The organism is Aeromicrobium sp. JP4 (genome assembly GCF_054957925.1).
In genome coordinates, this window is sequence record NZ_CM143290.1 from 3334413 (window position 1) to 3351819 (window position 17407).

At 70.3% G+C, this 17407-nt stretch carries 14 protein-coding genes; 9 read left to right on the plus strand and 5 right to left on the minus strand.

Translation table 11 applies throughout. The annotated features are described in order from the left end of the window. Positions 1-26: 26 nt before the first annotated feature. Positions 27-3104, minus strand: coding sequence for an isoleucine--tRNA ligase (gene ileS / locus ACY1JX_RS16460; protein WP_462565899.1), 3078 nt, complete (start codon positions 3102-3104; stop codon positions 27-29). A 175-nt stretch (positions 3105-3279) separates the two neighbouring features. Between ileS and ACY1JX_RS16465 the strand changes: the two genes are divergently transcribed. The 5 genes from ACY1JX_RS16465 (at position 3280) to ACY1JX_RS16485 (ending at position 7553) form a co-directional block, all read left to right on the plus strand. Then, the gene (locus ACY1JX_RS16465; RefSeq protein WP_462564632.1) at positions 3280-3681 is read left to right on the plus strand and encodes a TraR/DksA family transcriptional regulator; all 402 of its coding nucleotides are present in this window, start codon (positions 3280-3282) and stop codon (positions 3679-3681) included. A 5-nt stretch (positions 3682-3686) separates the two neighbouring features. Further along, complete coding sequence (lspA, locus tag ACY1JX_RS16470) at positions 3687-4208, plus strand: signal peptidase II (protein ID WP_181756793.1); 522 nt, start codon at positions 3687-3689, stop codon at positions 4206-4208. After that, positions 4205-5146, plus strand: a complete 942-nt coding sequence (locus ACY1JX_RS16475; RefSeq protein WP_376785941.1) for an RluA family pseudouridine synthase — start codon at positions 4205-4207, stop codon at positions 5144-5146. Before lspA ends, ACY1JX_RS16475 begins: the two co-directional genes overlap by 4 nt. Positions 5147-5287: 141 nt before the next feature. After that, positions 5288-6244: a hypothetical protein gene (locus ACY1JX_RS16480; RefSeq protein ID WP_462564633.1), complete on the plus strand. Its 957-nt coding sequence runs from the start codon at positions 5288-5290 to the stop codon at positions 6242-6244. Positions 6245-6329: 85 nt separating this feature from the next. Continuing rightward, positions 6330-7553 (plus strand): pyridoxal phosphate-dependent aminotransferase, encoded by a 1224-nt coding sequence (locus ACY1JX_RS16485; RefSeq protein WP_462564634.1) that lies wholly within the window; start codon positions 6330-6332, stop codon positions 7551-7553. Here the strand turns inward: ACY1JX_RS16485 and ACY1JX_RS16490 are convergent. The 3 genes from ACY1JX_RS16490 to ACY1JX_RS16500 all read right to left on the minus strand — a co-directional run bounded on the left by ACY1JX_RS16490 (position 7538) and on the right by ACY1JX_RS16500 (position 10813). Further along, positions 7538-8905 (minus strand): hypothetical protein, encoded by a 1368-nt coding sequence (locus ACY1JX_RS16490; RefSeq protein WP_286928212.1) that lies wholly within the window; start codon positions 8903-8905, stop codon positions 7538-7540. The two genes, ACY1JX_RS16485 and ACY1JX_RS16490, sit on opposite strands and share 16 nt — an antisense overlap. A 1-nt stretch (position 8906) precedes the next feature. Beyond that, positions 8907-9560: a class I SAM-dependent methyltransferase gene (locus tag ACY1JX_RS16495; protein WP_462564635.1), complete on the minus strand. Its 654-nt coding sequence runs from the start codon at positions 9558-9560 to the stop codon at positions 8907-8909. A 113-nt stretch (positions 9561-9673) separates the two neighbouring features. After that, positions 9674-10813, minus strand: a complete 1140-nt coding sequence (locus ACY1JX_RS16500) for a putative T7SS-secreted protein (RefSeq protein WP_462564636.1) — start codon at positions 10811-10813, stop codon at positions 9674-9676. 106 nt (positions 10814-10919) lie between these two features. Between ACY1JX_RS16500 and ACY1JX_RS16505 the strand changes: the two genes are divergently transcribed. The 4 genes from ACY1JX_RS16505 (at position 10920) to ACY1JX_RS16520 (ending at position 16920) form a co-directional block, all read left to right on the plus strand. Beyond that, positions 10920-11888 (plus strand): ATP-binding cassette domain-containing protein, encoded by a 969-nt coding sequence (locus tag ACY1JX_RS16505; RefSeq protein WP_462564637.1) that lies wholly within the window; start codon positions 10920-10922, stop codon positions 11886-11888. Further along, positions 11885-12709 (plus strand): ABC transporter permease, encoded by an 825-nt coding sequence (locus ACY1JX_RS16510; protein ID WP_462564638.1) that lies wholly within the window; start codon positions 11885-11887, stop codon positions 12707-12709. The genes ACY1JX_RS16505 and ACY1JX_RS16510 overlap by 4 nt, the downstream gene beginning before the upstream one ends. A gap of 162 nt (positions 12710-12871) precedes the next feature. After that, complete coding sequence (dnaE, locus tag ACY1JX_RS16515; RefSeq protein ID WP_462564639.1) at positions 12872-16411, plus strand: DNA polymerase III subunit alpha; 3540 nt, start codon at positions 12872-12874, stop codon at positions 16409-16411. Further along, positions 16408-16920: a hypothetical protein gene (locus tag ACY1JX_RS16520; protein ID WP_462564640.1), complete on the plus strand. Its 513-nt coding sequence runs from the start codon at positions 16408-16410 to the stop codon at positions 16918-16920. Before dnaE ends, ACY1JX_RS16520 begins: the two co-directional genes overlap by 4 nt. Here the strand turns inward: ACY1JX_RS16520 and ybaK are convergent. After that, the gene (gene ybaK, locus ACY1JX_RS16525; protein ID WP_181756804.1) at positions 16898-17386 is read right to left on the minus strand and encodes a Cys-tRNA(Pro) deacylase; all 489 of its coding nucleotides are present in this window, start codon (positions 17384-17386) and stop codon (positions 16898-16900) included. The genes ACY1JX_RS16520 and ybaK overlap by 23 nt on opposite strands. Between the last annotated feature and the right edge of the window lie 21 nt (positions 17387-17407).

A 17407-nucleotide genomic window follows, 5' to 3' on the forward strand; every position in this document is an offset into this window, starting at 1 on the left:
TCGAGACCACGCGCGACGCCGGAGCGTCAGGCGCGGCTGAGGCTGACCGCGAGACCGAGGTCGTCGTCGCGCACGTCGGCGGCGTCGCCTGGCTCGAACGAGACCGCGAGGACTTCCTCGGCGATGCTCGCGCCGTGCTCGCGCAGCGCCTCGGCCGTCTCGCCGTCGGCTGTCCACGTCAGGGTGATCCGGTCGGTGATCTCCAGTCCGGCGGCCTTGCGTGCCTCCTGGATCACGCGCACGGCCTCACGGGCCAGTCCGGCGCGGCGCAGCTCGTCGTCGATCGCCAGGTCCAGCGCGACGGTCTCGCCCTGCTCGTTGACGACCGACCAGCCCTCGCGCGGACGCTCGGTGACGATCACGTCGTCGGCCTCGACCTGCCACGTCTGGCCGTCCTCGCCGGTGACCGTGGCCTCGCCCTTCTCGAGCCGCGCGGCGAGCTCTCCGGCGTCGGCCGCGGCGATCGCCTGGGCGACCACCGGGGTCTGCTTGCCGTAGCGCTTGCCGAGCTGGCGGAAGTTGGCCTTGGCGGAGAACTCGACCAGGTCGGCGCCGGCGTCGGCCAGCGACCCGAGCTGCTCGATGTTGAGCTCCTCGCACACCTGGGCGCGCAGGTCGTCGCCGAGCTGCTCGAAGTGGGCCGAGCCAATCAGGGCGCGGCGCAGCGGCTGGCGCGTGCGGACCTTCGCCTCGGCGCGCGCGGCGCGTCCCAGCTCGGTGACACGGCGGGCCAGCGAGACCCGCTCGGCGAGGCCCTCGACGCGCAGCGACTCATCGGCAACGGGCCAGTCCGCGAGGTGCACGGAGGGGGCGGCGTCGGGGTCGACCGGCACGATGAGGTCCTGCCAGACCCGCTCGGTGACGAACGGCACGAGCGGGGCCATCAGCCGCGTGAGGACGTCGAGGACCTCGTGCAGGGTGGCCAGCGCGGCGGCGTCGCCACGCCAGAAGCGCTTGCGCGAGCGGCGGACGTACCAGTTGGACATGTCGTCGACGAAGGTCGAGATCATCAGGCCGGCGCGCTGGGTGTCGAAGTCCTCCAGCGCGGAGGTCACCTCGCGCACGAGGTCCTGGGTCTGCGAGAGCAGCCAGCGGTCGAGCACGCCCCGCTCGGCGGCCGGCGGGACGTCGGCGCCGGCCGGGCTCCAGCCCTCGGCGCGGGCGTACAGGACGTGGAAGGCCACGGTGTTCCAGTAGGTCAGCAGGACCTTGCGCACGATCTCGGTGAGGGCGTTGTGGCCGATCCGGCGCGCCGACCACGGCGAGCCGGAGCAGGCCATGAACCAGCGCAGCGCGTCGGCGCCGTGCTCGTCCATGAGCGGCATGGGCAGCAGGATGTTGCCCAGGTGCTTGCTCATCTTGCGGCCGTCCTCGGCCAGGATGTGACCCAGGCAGACGACGTTCTCGTAGCTGGACCGGTCGAACACGAGCGTGCCGACCGCCATCAGCGAGTAGAACCAGCCGCGCGTCTGGTCGATCGCCTCGGCGATGTACTGCGCGGGGTAGGCGCGCTCGAACTTCTCCTTCGAGCCCTCGGCATGGGGGTAGCCCCACTGCGCGAACGGCATCGAGCCGGAGTCGAACCAGGCGTCGATGACCTCGGGGACGCGGCGGTAGGTGCCGGGCTCGCCGTCGATCGTGAAGGTCACGTCGTCGATGTAGGGCCGGTGCGGGTCGAGGTCGGACTGGTCGGTGCCGGTCAGCTCCGACAGGTGGGCCAGCGACTCGACGCACACGACCTTGCTCGGGTCGGCGTCGTTGCGCCAGATCGGCAGGGGAGTGCCCCAGAACCGGTTGCGCGACAGCGACCAGTCGATGTTGTTCTCGAGCCAGTCGCCGTAGCGGCCGTGCTTGATGGTGCCGGGGTACCAGTTGGTCTGCTCGTTCTGCGCGAGCAGCTCGTCCTTGCGGGCGGTGGTGCGGATGTACCAGGCGGGAAGGGCGAAGTACATCAGCGGCGTGTGGCAGCGCCAGCAGTGCGGGTAGCTGTGCTCGTAGTCGAGCTTCGTGAACAGCAGGCCGCGGGCGTCGAGGTCGGCGACGAGGGTCGGGTCGGCCTCCTTGAAGAACGCGCCGCCCACGAGGGGGACGTCGGCCTCGAAGTGACCGTCGGGCGCGATCGGGTTGACCACGGGCAGGCCGTACGCCTTGCAGACCGCCATGTCGTCGGCGCCGAACGCGGGGGACTGGTGCACCAGGCCGGTGCCGTCCTCGGTGGTGACGTAGTCGCCGAGCACGACGAAGTGCGCGTCGGGGATCTCGACGAGGTCGAAGGGGCGGCGGTAGGTCCAGCGCTCCATGTCGCGGCCCGTGACGGTCTCGACGGCCTCCCAGCCCTCGCCGAGGGCGGCGCCGACGAGCGGCTCGGCCACGACGACGCGGTCGGTGCCGTCTGTCGCGACGACGTAGGTGACGTCGGGGTGCACGGCGACCGCGGTGTTCGACACGAGCGTCCACGGCGTGGTGGTCCAGACCAGCAGGTCGGTGCCCTCCCACGGTCCCGACGTCAGCGGGAAGCGCACGTAGACCGACGGGTCGACGACCGTTTCGTAGCCCTGCGCCAGCTCGTGGTCGGACAGCGTGGTGCCGCAGCGGGGGCAGTAGGGGGCGACGCGGTAGTCCTCGACGAGCAGGCCCTTGCCGTGGATCTGCGACAGCGCCCACCAGACGCTCTCGACGTACGGCGCGTCCATCGTGCGGTAGGGATCGGACATGTCGGTCCAGTACGCCATCCGCTCGGTCATGGCCTCGAACTGGTCGACGTTGCGCAGGACGGACTCGCGGCACTTCGCGTTGAACTCGGCGATGCCGAAGGCCTCGATGTCGGGCTTGCCGTTGAAGCCCAGCTCCTTCTCGACCGCGATCTCCACCGGCAGGCCGTGGCAGTCCCAGCCGGCCTTGCGCTCGACGTGGTAGCCCTGCATCGTCTTGAAGCGCGGGAAGACGTCCTTGAAGACGCGGGCCTCCACGTGGTGGGTGCCGGGCACGCCGTTGGCGGTGGGCGGACCCTCGTAGAAGGTCCAGCGCTCGGCGTCGGCTCGGGTGCTCAGGCTGGCCGCGAAGGTGCCCTGCTCGGCCCACAGGTCGAGGATCTCTCGCTCCATCGCCGGCAGGTCGACGTGGGCGGGCACGGGGCGGTAGCGCAGCGCATCACCGGCGGCCCCGAAGGGAGCGGAGGTGGGCGGCACTGCGGGGGCGTTCGGGGCGTCCTGACTCACTCGGCCAATCCTACGGTGGGCCGACTTGCACCGGCCCCGTGGTCGGTCTACTGTCCCGGGCATGCCCAAGACCACATTGGCCGTGCGCGCGGACGAAGAGCCGTGGACCCCCGCCGAGGCCAAGGCCGTGCGCGAGGAACTCACCGAGGACCTCGCCAGGCTCAAGACCGAACTCGACCATTCGGCGAAGGATCTGCAGGACATCCTGTCCGGAGGGGTCGACGGTGCGGGCAACGACCAGGCCGATGTCGGATCGAACAGCCTCGAGCGTGACGCCGAGCTCTCGCTCGCCGCGAACCAGCGGGAGCTGCTGCTCCAGACCGAGAAGGCACTGGCCCGTCTCGAGGACGGTACCTACGGCGTCTGCGAGCAGTGCGGCGAGCCCATCGGCAAGCTGCGCCTGATGGCGTTCCCCCGCGCGACGCTGTGCATGGACTGCAAGCGCCGCGAGGAGCGTCGCTGACTCCCGTGACCCCGTCCACGGACCCGGCGGCCGAGCCCCTGGGCCGGCGCCGGGTCGGCCTCTTCGCCGGCGTGGCCCTGGCGGTCGTGCTGGTCGACCAGCTCACGAAGTGGTGGGCGGTCGCGCGCCTCGAGGGGCGCGACGCCATCCCCCTGCTCGGCGATCTGCTGAGCCTGCGCTTCGTGCTCAACCCCGGCGCCGCGCTCGGCACCGGAGCCGGCTACACGATCGTGCTGAGCCTGATCGCGATCGCGGTCACCGTCACGCTCGTCGTCATCGCCCCTCGGCTGCGTGATCCCTGGTGGGCGGTGGGGCTCGGGCTGTTCCTGGGCGGCGCCGTGGGAAACTTGATCGACCGGCTCTTCCGTGAGCCGTCGTTCCTGCGGGGCCACGTCGTCGACTTCATCGACTACGCCGGGTTCTTCGTCGGGAACGTGGCCGACATCGCCCTGACGGTGGCGGCCGTGATCATCATCTGGCGGTCGTGGCGGGGTCACCGCTTCGACGGCACCCGGGAGGACTCGTGACATCGGACGACACCACCGAGGTGCGTAGCGTCTACATCCCGGAAGGCCTGGCCGGCGAGCGCGTCGACGTCGCCCTCGCGCGGCTGTTCGGCGTCTCCCGCACGCGGGCCGGCGACTTGGTCGCCGAGGGACTGGTCCTGCTCGACGGGACCGCGCCCATCAAGTCCGAGCGCGTCGAGCACGGTGCGCTCATGGAGGCCACCATCCCGGCTCCGCGGCGTGCCGTGGTTGTCGCCACCGAGGTCGAGGGCATGTCGATCGTGCACGAGGACGACGACATCGTGGTCGTGGACAAGCCCGTCGGCGTGGCCGCGCACCCCGGCGTGGGCTGGGACGGCCCCACGGTCTCGGGTCACCTGGCCGGCGTGGGCGTGCGGATCTCCACCAGCGGCGCCCCCGAGCGGCAGGGCATCGTGCAGCGGCTCGACGTGGGCACCAGCGGGCTCATGGTGGTGGCGAAGTCCGAGCGCGCCTACACGATCCTCAAGCAGGCTTTCCGCGACCGCACGGTCGACAAGACCTACCACTCGCTCGTGCAGGGTCACCCCGACCCGCACACGGGCACGATCGACGCACCGATCGCCCGCCACCCCAAGCACGACTTCAAGTTCACGGTGCGCGCCGACGGCCGCGCCAGCGTGACGCACTACGACACGCTCGAGGCGCACCGCTACGCGTCGCTGCTCGAGATCAAGCTCGAGACCGGCCGCACCCACCAGATCCGCGTGCACATGGCCGCGATCAAGCACCCGTGCGTCGGCGACCCGCTCTACGGCGCCGATCCGGTGCTCGCCAAGCGCGTGGGCCTCGAGCGGCAGTGGCTCCACGCCGTGCGGCTCGGGTTCACCCACCCCGGCACCGGCGAGTGGGCCGAGTACGAGAGCCCGTACCCCGACGACCTCCAGCGCGCGCTGGACGTCGTCCGCGACCTCGACTGAGTCCGACACCGGGCGCAGGAAGCGCTGGCAGTGACGTTTGCGGGGCCGACACGCCGGTGAGCACCCCCGAAACGTCACGCCCACTGATTCGGCTGTGGACAACGCAGGCCACGTCGGCGGGACGGCCCACGCTTGCGGGTCATGGAGCCCATCTTCGCGACCGCGAGAACTCGTGTCGTGCCGGCAACGCCCGACGAGCTGCGAGGCCGGATGTGGGAGCAGCGCGCACACGGTCTGTGGCGACCGGCCGGCATGGCGGTGGGAGACGCCGACGGACGCGTCGCTGACGCGATAGGCCTGATGAGTCACGGGTGCGTCCTGGGCGGATGGGCCTCACTGCGCTTCCAGGGCAATGACGCATTCGGTGGCGGCGAGGAGCTGCGCCCGGCTCTCGTGCACTGCGGCGCCGGGACGCAGATGCGCCGCCGCACGGTCGTGGAGCCGTGCCGGGCCACCGTGTGGGACCACGAGGTGACGTCCTTGGAGGGCGTTCCCGTGACGACCACGGCGCGAGCCGTGTACGACGAGATGCGTCTCGCTCCTTCCCTCCGGGCAGCGGTCGTCGCCCTGGACTCGGCCGTCTCGGGAGTGAGGGACACCGCGCACACCTCGCTGCGTGCGGTCCAGCAGGTGGTGAGCTCCCACCGCAAGACACGGGGCATCGTTCGGGCGAAGCGGGCCCTGCTGCTGGGATCGGAGCGCAGCGCGAGTCCGTTGGAGACCCGGACGAGACTGGTCGCGCAATTGGATGCCGGTCTTGATGCGCTCCTGGTCAATGCACCGGTGTTCAGTCCCTCAGGAGCCCTGCTCGGGGTCGCCGATCTCCTCGACGAGGACTCCGGGCTGGTCATCGAGACCGATGGCGCTCACCACCGGGATGCGCAGAACCACTCCGACGACAACGTCCGTGAGGAGCGGTTCGAACGCGCGGGACTGGTCGTGGTCCGTGCGACGTCGCTCGACCACAGGGACGTTCAGGGCCTCGTGAGTCGCATCCGGCTCGGACACCGCGACGCCGGGCTCTCCCACCGTCGCGACTGGACCCTCGAGGAGCCCTCATGGTTCCGCTCGTGGGCGCCGGGTCAGCGGTGGCGGTGACGTTCGCGGCCCGGTGACCGGCGTGTCGCGCCCGCAAACGTCACTGCCAGCGCTTCGCGTGGAGGCCGTCCGGCACAATGGGCGCATGAGCCCTGTCGTGCGCCAGTCGGAGAAGTTGAGGGATGTCCTGTACGACATCCGCGGCCCCGTCAGCGCGCGAGCCGCCCAGCTGGAGGCCGAGGGCCACCGGATCCTCAAGCTCAACATCGGCAACCCGCAGCCGTTCGGCTTCGACGCGCCCTCGGAGATCCTCCAGGACGTCATCGCCGGCCTCCCGACCGCGCAGGGGTACTCCGACTCGCGCGGCATCCAGTCGGCCCGACGCGCGGTGGTGCACCACTACCAGCTCCAGGACGGCTTCCCGGCGATCGACATCGACGACGTCTGGCTCGGCAACGGCGTCAGCGAGCTGATCCAGATCGCCCTCCAGGCGCTGCTCGACAACGGCGACGAGGTGCTGATCCCCACGCCGGACTACCCGCTGTGGACCGCCGTCACCAACCTCGCCGGGGGCCGGCCGGTGCACTACCGGTGCGACGAGGACAACGACTGGAACCCCGACCTCGAGGACCTCGAGTCCAAGATCACCGACCGCACCAAGGTCATCGTCGTGATCAACCCGAACAACCCCACGGGTGCGGTCTACAGCCGCGAGACGCTCACGGCGATCGCCGACCTGGCGCGCAAGCACGACCTGATCCTCATGGCCGACGAGATCTACGACAAGATCCTCTACGACGACGCCGTGCACATCCCCATGGGCAGCGTCGCGCCCGACGTGCTGACCCTGACCTTCAACGGCCTGTCCAAGGCGTACCGGGTGTGCGGCTACCGCGCCGGCTGGCTCGTCGTGACCGGCCCGCTCGAGCGCGCCGAGGACTACCTCGAGGGCCTCACGCTGCTGGCCTCGATGCGCCTGTGCCCCAACGTGCCGGCGCAGAACGCGATCCAGGTGGCGCTCGGCGGCTACCAGTCGATCAAGGAGCTCATCCTGCCCGGCGGTCGCCTGCTCGAGCAGCGTGACACCGCCGTCAACGAGCTGCGCAAGATCCCCGGCGTCAGTGTGGTCACCCCGCGCGGGGCGCTCTACGCCTTCCCGCGGCTGGATCCCGAGGTGTACCCCATCAAGGACGACCAGCGCTTCGTGCTGGACCTGCTGATGAGCGAGAAGATCCTCCTCACGCAGGGGACGGGCTTCAACTGGCCCGACCCCGATCACCTGCGGATCGTGACGCTGCCGTGGTCGCGCGACCTCGCCGAGGCGATCCAGCGGATGGGAAACTTCCTCAGCACCTACCGCCAGGACTGAAGCACGCGGGCGAGCCAGCCGCGGCGCTCGGGCTCCGGCTCCGAAGGGGCGGGCGCCACGGTCTGGTCGGCGAAGTCCCGCTTGCGCCACGTGTGCTTGAACCCCGGGTCGGGCGTGCTCCAGCCGGGCCCGTAGATCGTCTCGAGGTACGCCACCGGGTCGGCCGGCAGCGGGCACCGGACGCCGAGCAGCTCGCCCTCGCCGGTGGGGAACATCGTCGAGCGGTCGAGGGCTCCCCGGGTGCCGGGGTACCACGCGATGCGGTCGCTCTCGAACAGCGCCGAGAACACGTCGACGCTCTTCTCTCCGGTGGCGGGGGCGACGTGCCGGTGGCCGAAGAAGTCACCCTTCACGGCGAAGCCGCGGGCGCCCAGGAACTCCTCCACGCGGGCGTGCGCCTCGGGCAACGTGGCCGCCTCGTGGGGCTCGAACGCCACGATGAGGTCGAGGTCGTCGTCATGGGGGATGAGGTCGCCGTCGCGGACGACCGCCAGCGCGGCGCCGTAGCCGAAGCACACGTGCGGGGTGAGCTCGCGCAGCGCCTCGGCGACCGAGACCGTGAAGCGGACGTAGTCGACCTTCTCCCGTTCGGACCAGAACCGGAACGACCGGGTCGGGCCGTGGGCGGTCCACTCCAGCGACCGCCCGAGGAGCACGTCGTCGGAGACCACGCGCGCGAAGGCGCGTCGCGCCTCGTCGGGGACCTTCTTCGCGACCTGCTTCATCGCGGCCCGGGCGTCGCGGTAGTCGCCGGCGATGGTCATCTCGAGCGGACCCACCAGCATCACGAACTCGGACCGGAGCTCTGGCGGCACCTGCGCGGCAGCCTCGGACAGGAGGGTGTGGAGCAGCTCCCGGCGCTCGCGCGCGTCGTGGACGGTCACGAGCTCCGCTCCGGGGGAGCCGACCTGCACCCGGATGTCGCGATCCTCGACCGCCGCACGGGCGTCGATCGCGCGCAGCTGCACGGCGGCGACCTCGACGGGCTCGTCGAACGTGACCTCCGCCCAGGGGCGGTCGTCGTGCTGCGTCTGGATCATCGGGCCGTCCCGGTGATCGGGGTCCAGGAGACGGGACGGCCGGAAGGCCTCCTGCCGGCCCGCGGACCAGCTGCTCACGACGACGGTGCTGCGACTCGCCAGAGCGTCGGGCGGAAGACCGTCCGTCGTGACGATGCCGAGGGACTGCAGGCGCAGGACCCCGGGGGAGAGCAGGTCCACCCGCACCCGGTCGACGAGGGTGGGGCCAAGGTCGACCCGCAGCTGACCGCCCGGGCCCACGAAGTCGAAGTCCGGTAGCCGGGCGCTCACCTCGCCGATGGTTCGGCGGAGCGCCGCTTCGAGGGAGGTCACGTCACCGCCTCAGGAACAGCGCCCGTGCCACGTAGGCGTCGTCCTGCCGGTACTTCGCGAAGCCGAAGCCCTCGACCGCGTACGTGACGTCGAATCCGTGCAGGACCGCCTCGGCGTTGAACGAGGTCGGGTCGACGAATCGGCGGAAGTGGCTGCCGGTGACCTTGGCGCCGCTGGAGTCGCGCAGGGTGCGGTACTCGACGGCCAGCCGGTCGCCGGGGGACGTCAGGGACGCCGCCAGGTCGAGGAACGCGGTCTGCTCCTCGTCGGTGATCGCGTGGACGAAGAAGCGGGCGTAGACCACGGTGGTGCCGGGACTCACGCGCAGCTGCGCCGCGAGGCCGTCCTGGTCGATCGTGGCCGCGAGGAACTCGACGTCGAGGCCCAGGTCGGCGGCCTCCGCGGTGCACGCCTCGACCGCGGCCTTGGAGGCGTCGACGCCCGTGACGTCGTGACCGTGCGCTGCGAAGAACAAGGTGTCGCGCCCGGACCCGCTGCCGAACTCGATGATCCGCGCCGGCTGGTCGAGCTCGCCCGCCACGAAGGCGGCGAACTGCGACGGCAGGGGACGCGCCACGCCTCTGTCGGCGTAGTAGGCGTTCCAGTAGGCGTCGCGCTCCTGCGGGGCGTCGAGCCGGTCGGCGGCGCGGGCCATGCTTCCCCCTGGGTCCGGTGTCACGCACGCGAACCGTACGTGAACGTCCGGTTAACGTACACGGTTCGCAGGTCCGGGGAGAGGACCTTCGCGAAGCCGGCTGTGCGCCCGGCTCAGTCGGCCTGACGGAAGGCGCGGCGGACCTCGCGGGCCCCGCGCTCGTCGAGCTCGCGCAGCTCGCGCGCGATCTCGTCACCGGCCTTGCGGGCGTGGTTGAGGTCCTCGCGCACCTGGTCGAGGTGCTCCTTCCACGTGCGCTGGAACCCGTTCATGCTGCCGATCTGCTCGTCCTCGGGCGTCATGCGACCCTCGCGGATGGCGATCCGGATGTCGGGGATCTGCTCGTCGGCCCGGTTGAGGGCCTGCGCGCACTCCTGCAGCTGCTCGCCGACGGTGGTGAGGTCCTCGGGACGGGACACGCGGGTCAGGTCGGGTGCCGTCTGCTGGTCGGGCGTCTGCGCCACCGAGACGAGGGCCTTCTCGCGGCGGGGGAGCTGCTCCACGAGCTGCTCGTCGACCCGGTGGACCTGGCGGAGCGCCTCGACGATGTCGTCGAAGATCGCCTGCACGCTCTGGCGGTAGCGCTCGGCGATCTGGTCGGCCTTGCCGTCCATCGCCATCGCCACGGCGCCGTGGCGCTCGGTGAACTCGAGGCCGGCGAGGCGGCGCAAAGGACCGTCCACCTGGTTGAGCACCTGCTGGTCCATGGCGCGGATCAGCTGGGCCGCCTCGGTGGGCGGCTCGGGGTCGCGACGCTCGCGGTCGCCACCGCCACCACCGCCGCCGTGTCCGCCGCCCTTGCCGTCCTTGCGGGCCCTCTCCTCGCGCTCCTCGCGCTCGATGCGCTCGTTCCGCTCGCGCTCGGCCTGCGCGACCCGCTCGTTGAGGTCGTCGACCTGGTCGCGCAGCTCCTGGCGCGCCTGACGCCAGCGACGACGCGCCTCCTCCACCGTGCCCTGGGCGTCGGTGAGGCGATCGGCCTGGCGGCGGACGGTCTCGGCCAGGTCGGAGAGCTGCTCGGCGTCGGCCTCGAGCACCTGTCCGATGGTGCCGGCCACGCGGGACATCGCGCGGACCGTGGGCCCTCTCGACTCCTTCGGCGCGTCGGCCTCGCGGAGCCGCTTGCCCACGTCGGTGAGCCCGGTGATGAAGTCCTCCAGCTTCTGCGCGCCCCCGCGCAGGCGCTCGGGATCTCCCGGGATCTCGAGCGCGTCCGGATCGAATCGCAGGACCTGCTGCAGGTCGGCCACCATGATGAACCCCCGAGTTCGTCGAAATGCTGGCCCATTCCTACCACCGATCGCTGGTCTCGTCCCGTCAGGGCTTATTTCTGTCGGACCCTTCGTCCATGATCGGAGGATGAGTGACATGATCCGCGCGACCGGACTGGTCAACCGCTATGGCGACGTCGAGGCCCTGGCGGGTCTCGACCTGGCGGTGTCCGAGGGCACCGTCCTGGGACTGCTCGGGCCCAACGGTGCGGGAAAGACCACGGCGGTCCGCATCCTCACCACCTTGCTCACGCCCGACGAGGGCCAGGCCACGGTTGCGGGGGTCGACGTCCTGACCGACCCCGACGGGGTGCGCCGGCGCATCGGCCTCTCGGGTCAGTACGCGGCGGTGGACGAGTACCTCACCGGCTACGAGAACCTCGAGATGGTCGGGCGGCTGTACGGGATGAAGGCCAAGGCGGCCGGAGCCCGGGCGCGCGACCTGCTGGCGCGGTTCGGTCTGTCCGACGCGGCCGACCGGCCGTCGAAGACCTACTCCGGCGGCATGCGACGCCGCCTCGACCTCGCCGGCGCGCTGGTGGCCGAGCCGCCCGTGATCGTGCTCGACGAGCCCACCACGGGCCTGGACCCCCGCAGCCGTCAGCAGATGTGGGAGGTCATCGCCGACCTCGTCGCGAACGGCGGCACGGTGCTGCTCACCACGCAGTACCTCGAGGAGGCCGACCTGCTGGCCGACAACATCATCGTGATCGACCGCGGCCGCTCCATCGCCGAGGGCACCGCCGACCAGCTCAAGTCGAAGGTGGGCGGCGAGCGGATCGAGGTCGTCGTCGACGACGTGGAGCAGGCGCCCCGCGTCCACGACTTCCTGGCCGAGGTCGCCAAGGGAGACGTGACGCAGAACGACCGCGCGCTCTCGGCGGCGGTCAGCGGCTCGGGTGCCGACGACCTCATGCAGGTGCTCGGCAACATCCGCGCGGCCGGCATCGACGTCCTCGACATCGGGCTGCGACGGCCCACTCTCGACGACGTGTTCCTGTCCCTGACCGGTCACCAGGCCGAGGACGAAGCGACCGAGCAGGAGGCTGGACGATGACCGTCATCACCGAGCGCAGCGCACCCATGCGCGTCCTCAGCGACGGCTGGGTGTGCGCCAAGCGCAACCTCATCAAGATCAAGCGCGTCCCCGAGATCATGGTGTTCGTCCTGATCTCGCCCATCATGTTCGTGCTGCTGTTCGCCTACGTCTTCGGCGGCGCCATCGATGCCGGGCCGGGTCTGGACTACAAGGAATTCCTGATCGGCGGCATCTTCGCCCAGACGGTGGTGTTCGGTGCCACGTTCTCCGGCGCGGCGATGGCCGAGGACATGCAGAAGGGCTTCATCGACCGGTTCCGCTCGCTGCCGATGTCGCGCTCGGCGGTGCTGGTCGGGCGCACGGGCGCCGACGTCGTCTACAACGTGCTGTCACTGATCATCATGGCGCTCACGGGCCTGCTGGTGGGCTGGCGTGCGCACGAGGGCATCCCGAAGATGCTGGCGGCCTTCGCGTTGCTGCTGGTCTTCGCCTACGCGATCAGCTGGATCATGGCCTGGGTCGGCCTGATCGTGCCCAGCGTCGACGTGATCAACAACGCGTCGTTCATCGTGATCATGCCGCTGACGTTCGTCTCGAACGCGTTCGTGCCGACCGAGTCGTTCCCTCCGTTCCTGCAGCCGTTCGTCGAGTGGAACCCCGTCTCGGCGCTCACCCAGGCCGTGCGCGAGCTCTTCGGCAACGTTCCTGTGGGGGTTCCGGTCCCCGACGCGTGGAGCCTGCAGAACCCGGTGCTGTACACGCTGCTGTGGGTCGTGCTGATCGTCGCGGTGTTCGTGCCGCTGTCGGTGCGGGCCTACCAGCGCGCGTCCACCAAGTAGCGCATCGGGGGAGGACTCCCACGCGGGCGTGCCTACCGACTCCGGTCGGGCGCTCACGTAGTCTGGAGTCCTTCCCCGACCCCTCGGCCGCCGGCTCCTCTGGCGGCCCGACACCTGTCCCCGGGCGGGGCACGAACGACGTAGCGGAGGCCGACGGCGACCATGGCGAGTGATTCGAGCTTCGTGCACCTGCACGTCCACACGGAGTACTCGATGCTCGACGGACACTCGTTGCTCGACGGGATGTTCGAACGTACCGCCGAGCAGCAGATGCCGGCGATCGCGATGACCGACCACGGGAACGTGCACGGCGCGTACGACTTCTGGAACACCGCGCGCAAGCACGGCGTCAAGCCGATCATCGGCCTCGAGGCCTACCTCACGCCCGGCACGCACCGCAGCGAGAAGAAGCGGGTGCGCTGGGGCCGCGGCAACGCGGCCGAGGAGGGCGGCGACGACGTCGCCGGCGGTGGTGCCTACACCCACATGACGATGTGGGCCTCCACCACCGAGGGCATGCACAACCTGTTCCGGCTGTCGTCGCTGTCCAGCCTCGAGGGCTACTACTACAAGCCGCGCGCCGACCGCGAGCTGCTGGAGACCTACTCGAACGGGCTCATCGCCACCACCGGCTGCCCGTCGGGCGCGGTCCAGACCCGGCTGCGCCTGGGGCAGTACGAGGAGGCGCGGCGCGAGGCCGCCGAGCTGCAGGAGATCTTCGGCAAGGAGAACTTCTTCCTCGAGCTGATGGACCACGACATCTCGGTCGAGCGCCGGGTCCGCGACGACCTCCTGCGCCTGGGCCGCGAGCTCGGCATCCCGCCGGTCGCCACGAACGACTCCCACTACACGCACCCGCAGGACGCCGCGGCCCACGACGCGCTGATCTGCGTCGCCTCCGGCAAGCGGATCAGCGACGAGAAGCGCCTGCGGTTCGACGGCGGCGGCTACTACATCAAGTCCGCCGCCGAGATGCGCTCGCTGTGGGAGGACAAGCACGGCATGAAGGAGGCGTGCGACAACACGCTCCTGATCGCCGAGCGCTGCGACGTCGAGTTCACCGAGTCCACGGGCGGCTACATGGCCCGTGCCGACGTGCCCGCCGGAGAGACCGAGGAGTCCTGGTTCCGCCAGGAGGTCTGGCGCGGGATCGAGTCGCGCTACGGCACCGACTTCTCCGACGACGTGCGCGCCCGCACCGAGATGGAGCTCGACATCATCGCGCAGAAGGGCTACTGCGGGTACTACCTCGTCGTCGCCGACTTCATCAACTGGTCCAAGGACAACGGCATCCGCGTGGGTCCGGGCCGTGGATCGGGCGCCGGCTCGATCGCGGCCTACGCACTGCGGATCACCGACCTGTGCCCGCTGCAGAACGGCCTGATCTTCGAGCGCTTCCTCAACCCCGAGCGCCCGTCGATGCCCGACTTCGACATCGACTTCGACGAGCGTCGCCGCGGCGAGGTCATCCAGTACGTCACCCAGAAGTACGGCACCGACAAGGTCGCCCAGATCGCCACGTTCGGCCGGCTCAAGTCCAAGGCCGCGGTCAAGGACGCCAGCCGCATCCTGGACTACCCCTTCGCCATGGGCGACAAGATCACCAAGGCGATGCCCGCCGACGTGATGGGCAAGGGCGTGAAGCTCGCCGACATCTTCGACGAGTCGCACCCGCGCTACAACGACGGCAAGGACTTCCGTGACCTGCACGCGCAGGACCACGACGTGCGCAAGGTCTACGACATCGCGCTGGGCCTCGAGGGCCAGATCCGCAACTGGGGCGTGCACGCCGCCGGCGTGATCATGAGCAGCGACCCGCTGCTGGACATCGTCCCGATCATGAAGCGCGAGGCCGACGGCTCGGTCATCACGCAGTTCGACTACCCGATGTGCGAGTCGCTCGGCCTGGTCAAGATGGACTTCCTGGGCCTGCGCAACCTCACGGTCCTCAATGACGCCATCGAGAACATCAAGGCGAACCGCGACATCGACCTCGTGCTCGAGGACCTCGCGTTCGACGATCCCGAGGCCTACGCGCTGCTGTGCCGCGGCGACACGCTCGGCGTGTTCCAGCTCGACTCGCCGCCCATCCGCCAGCTGCTCAAGCAGATGCAGCCCGACAACTTCGAGGACATCAGCGCCGTCATCGCGCTCTACCGTCCCGGTCCGATGGGCGCGGACAGCCACACGAACTACGCCAAGCGCAAGAACGGCCGCCAGGAGATCGACTACATCCATCCTGAGCTGACCGAGGCGCTCAAGCCGATCCTGGGCACGACCTACGGGCTGATCGTGTACCAGGAGCAGGTCATGGAGATCGCCCAGGTGCTGGCCGGGTACTCGCTCGGACAGGCCGACAACCTGCGTCGCGCCATGGGCAAGAAGAAGCGCGAGGTCCTCCAGCAGGAGTTCGTCGGCTTCGAGGCCGGCATGGTCGAGCGCGGCTTCTCCACGAACGCCGTCAAGACGCTGTGGGAGATCCTCGTCCCGTTCGCCGACTACGCGTTCAACAAGGCGCACTCGGCCTCCTACGGCGTCATCAGCTACTGGACCGCCTACCTCAAGGCGCGCTACCCGGCCGAGTACATGGCGGCCCTGCTCACCAGCGTCAAGGACGACAAGGACAAGTCGGCGCTCTACCTGGCCGAGTGCCGGCGCCTGGGCATCAAGGTGCTGCCGCCCGACGTCAACGACTCGGTGGCGAACTTCGCCTCGGTCGGTCCCGACATCCGCTTCGGCCTCACCGCCGTGCGCAACGTCGGCGCCAACGTCGTGGCGGGGATCATCGAGGCGCGCGAGACCAAGGGCGCCTTCACCGACTTCGCCGACTTCCTCGACAAGGTCCCCACGCAGGTGTGCAACAAGCGCGTCCTCGACTCGCTGATCAAGGCCGGCGCGTTCGACTCCCTCGGGCACGGACGGCGCGCGCTGGCCTCGATCGCCGAGGAGGCGGTCGACCAGTACATCGACATCAAGCGCAACGCGGCCATCGGCCAGGACTCGCTGTTCGGCGCGTTCGAGGAGGAGTTCGACGGACTCGGCATCACCGTGCCGGACATCGCCGACTGGGAGAAGACGCAGAAGCTCGCGTTCGAGCGCGACATGCTGGGCCTCTACGTGTCCGACCACCCGCTCGGCGGGCTCGAGCACGTGCTGGCGGCCAACTCCGACTCCTCGATCGGCACGCTGCTCGACGGCGACCGCCCCGACGGCGACGTGCTGAAGCTGTGCGGCCTGGTCACCAGCGTCCAGCGCCGGATGAGCAAGAAGGGCGACACGTGGGCGACGATCACCCTCGAGGACCTCGAGGGCTCGGTCGACATCGCGGTGTTCCCCGCGGCCTACAACCTCGCCGCCTCGGTGCTCACCCAGGACTCGCTCGTCGTGGCGAAGGTCCGGGTGCGGCGCAACGACGACGGCATGGACCTGTCGGCCAACGAGGTCACCCGCCCGGCGATCGGGGAGGGGCGCACCGACCAGCCGCTCGTCGTCAGCCTGGCCGCCTCGCGCTGCACGCTGGACACGATCAACGCCTTCAAGCAGGTGCTCGGGGCGCACCCGGGCGTCACCGAGGTGCACCTGAGACTCTCCGGCCAGGGCAAGACCACGACGATGCGCCTCGACCAGGGACTGCGGGTGTCCACCACGTCGTCGCTGTTCGCCGACCTGAAGGAACTGCTCGGACCGGGGTGCCTCGCGTGACCCGCACGTCGCGCGTCCTGCTGGCGGTCGTCGCCGGAGGAATCCCGGCGGCGGTCGCGTGGTGGGCCTTCGGACGGCCCTCGCAGTGGCTGGCCACCGAGCGCGGGCTCGTGCTCACCGAGGTCAACGCCACCGGCAGCTTCCAGGTCGTGGCGGTGTTCGTCGTCGTCGGGATCGTCTTCGGCGTCCTCGCGGGCGTCGCCACCCACCGGCTCACGCGCCCCGGACGGTGGGAGACCGTCCTCGGGCTCGCCGCGGCGTCCAGCGCCGCCTCGCTCGTGTGCTGGCGGCTCGGGATCTGGCTCGGACCTCCGCCGCCCGAGAGCGTCAAGGGCCTGGAGGTGGGCGACGAGGTGTCGGCCCAGTTCGCGGTCGACGGGATCGTCCCGTTCCTCGTGTGGCCGCTCGTCGCGGTGCTGAGCTACACGCTCGCGCTCTACCTCAGCTCCGACGGGGAAGAGGACGACGAGGAGCTCGCGGACGAGGTCAGCGAGCGATCCGAGCCGTGACGGCCCGGGTCTGAGCCACCAGGTCGTCGGGCGAGATCTCCAGGTCGAGCCCCCGCCGCCCGCCCGAGACGAACACCGTCGGGTGGGTCATCGCGCTGGCGTCGACCACCGTGCGGTGCAGGCGCCGCTGCCCGAACGGGCTGATCCCACCGAGGACGTACCCCGTGGCGCGTTGGGCGGCGGCCGCATCGGCCAGCTGCGCGCGCTTGCCGTTCAGCGCCGCCGCGGCGCGCTTGAGGTCGAGACTGCCCGAGACGGGGACGACCGCGACGGCCAGCGTGCCGTCGACGTCGATCATCAGCGTCTTGAAGACCCGCGCCGGCTCCAGCCCGAGGGCGTCGGCGGCCTCGAGCCCGTAGGAGCGGGCTCGCGGGTCGTGCTCGTAGGCGTGGGCGGTGACCGTCACGCCCGCGCGGTGCAGTGCCGCGAGCGCCGGGGTCGCGTCGCCGACTTTCTTGTTGACCACCTGCGTGAGGCTACCGCCGTC

Excerpts from the sequence above, each read along its gene's own strand:
- ACY1JX_RS16510 (WP_462564638.1), top strand. The coding sequence starts at position 11,885 with ATGACCGTCATCACCGAGCGCAGCGCACCCATGCGCGTCCTCAGCGAC.
- ACY1JX_RS16505 (WP_462564637.1), top strand. The coding sequence starts at position 10,920 with ATGAGTGACATGATCCGCGCGACCGGACTGGTCAACCGCTATGGCGAC.
- ACY1JX_RS16500 (WP_462564636.1), bottom strand. The coding sequence starts at position 10,813 with ATGGTGGCCGACCTGCAGCAGGTCCTGCGATTCGATCCGGACGCGCTC.
- ACY1JX_RS16495 (WP_462564635.1), bottom strand. The coding sequence starts at position 9,560 with ATGGCCCGCGCCGCCGACCGGCTCGACGCCCCGCAGGAGCGCGACGCC.
- ACY1JX_RS16485 (WP_462564634.1), top strand. The coding sequence starts at position 6,330 with ATGAGCCCTGTCGTGCGCCAGTCGGAGAAGTTGAGGGATGTCCTGTAC.
- ACY1JX_RS16465 (WP_462564632.1), top strand. The coding sequence starts at position 3,280 with ATGCCCAAGACCACATTGGCCGTGCGCGCGGACGAAGAGCCGTGGACC.
- dnaE (WP_462564639.1), top strand. The coding sequence starts at position 12,872 with ATGGCGAGTGATTCGAGCTTCGTGCACCTGCACGTCCACACGGAGTAC.
- ACY1JX_RS16480 (WP_462564633.1), top strand. The coding sequence starts at position 5,288 with ATGGAGCCCATCTTCGCGACCGCGAGAACTCGTGTCGTGCCGGCAACG.
- ileS (WP_462565899.1), bottom strand. The coding sequence starts at position 3,104 with ATGGAGCGAGAGATCCTCGACCTGTGGGCCGAGCAGGGCACCTTCGCG.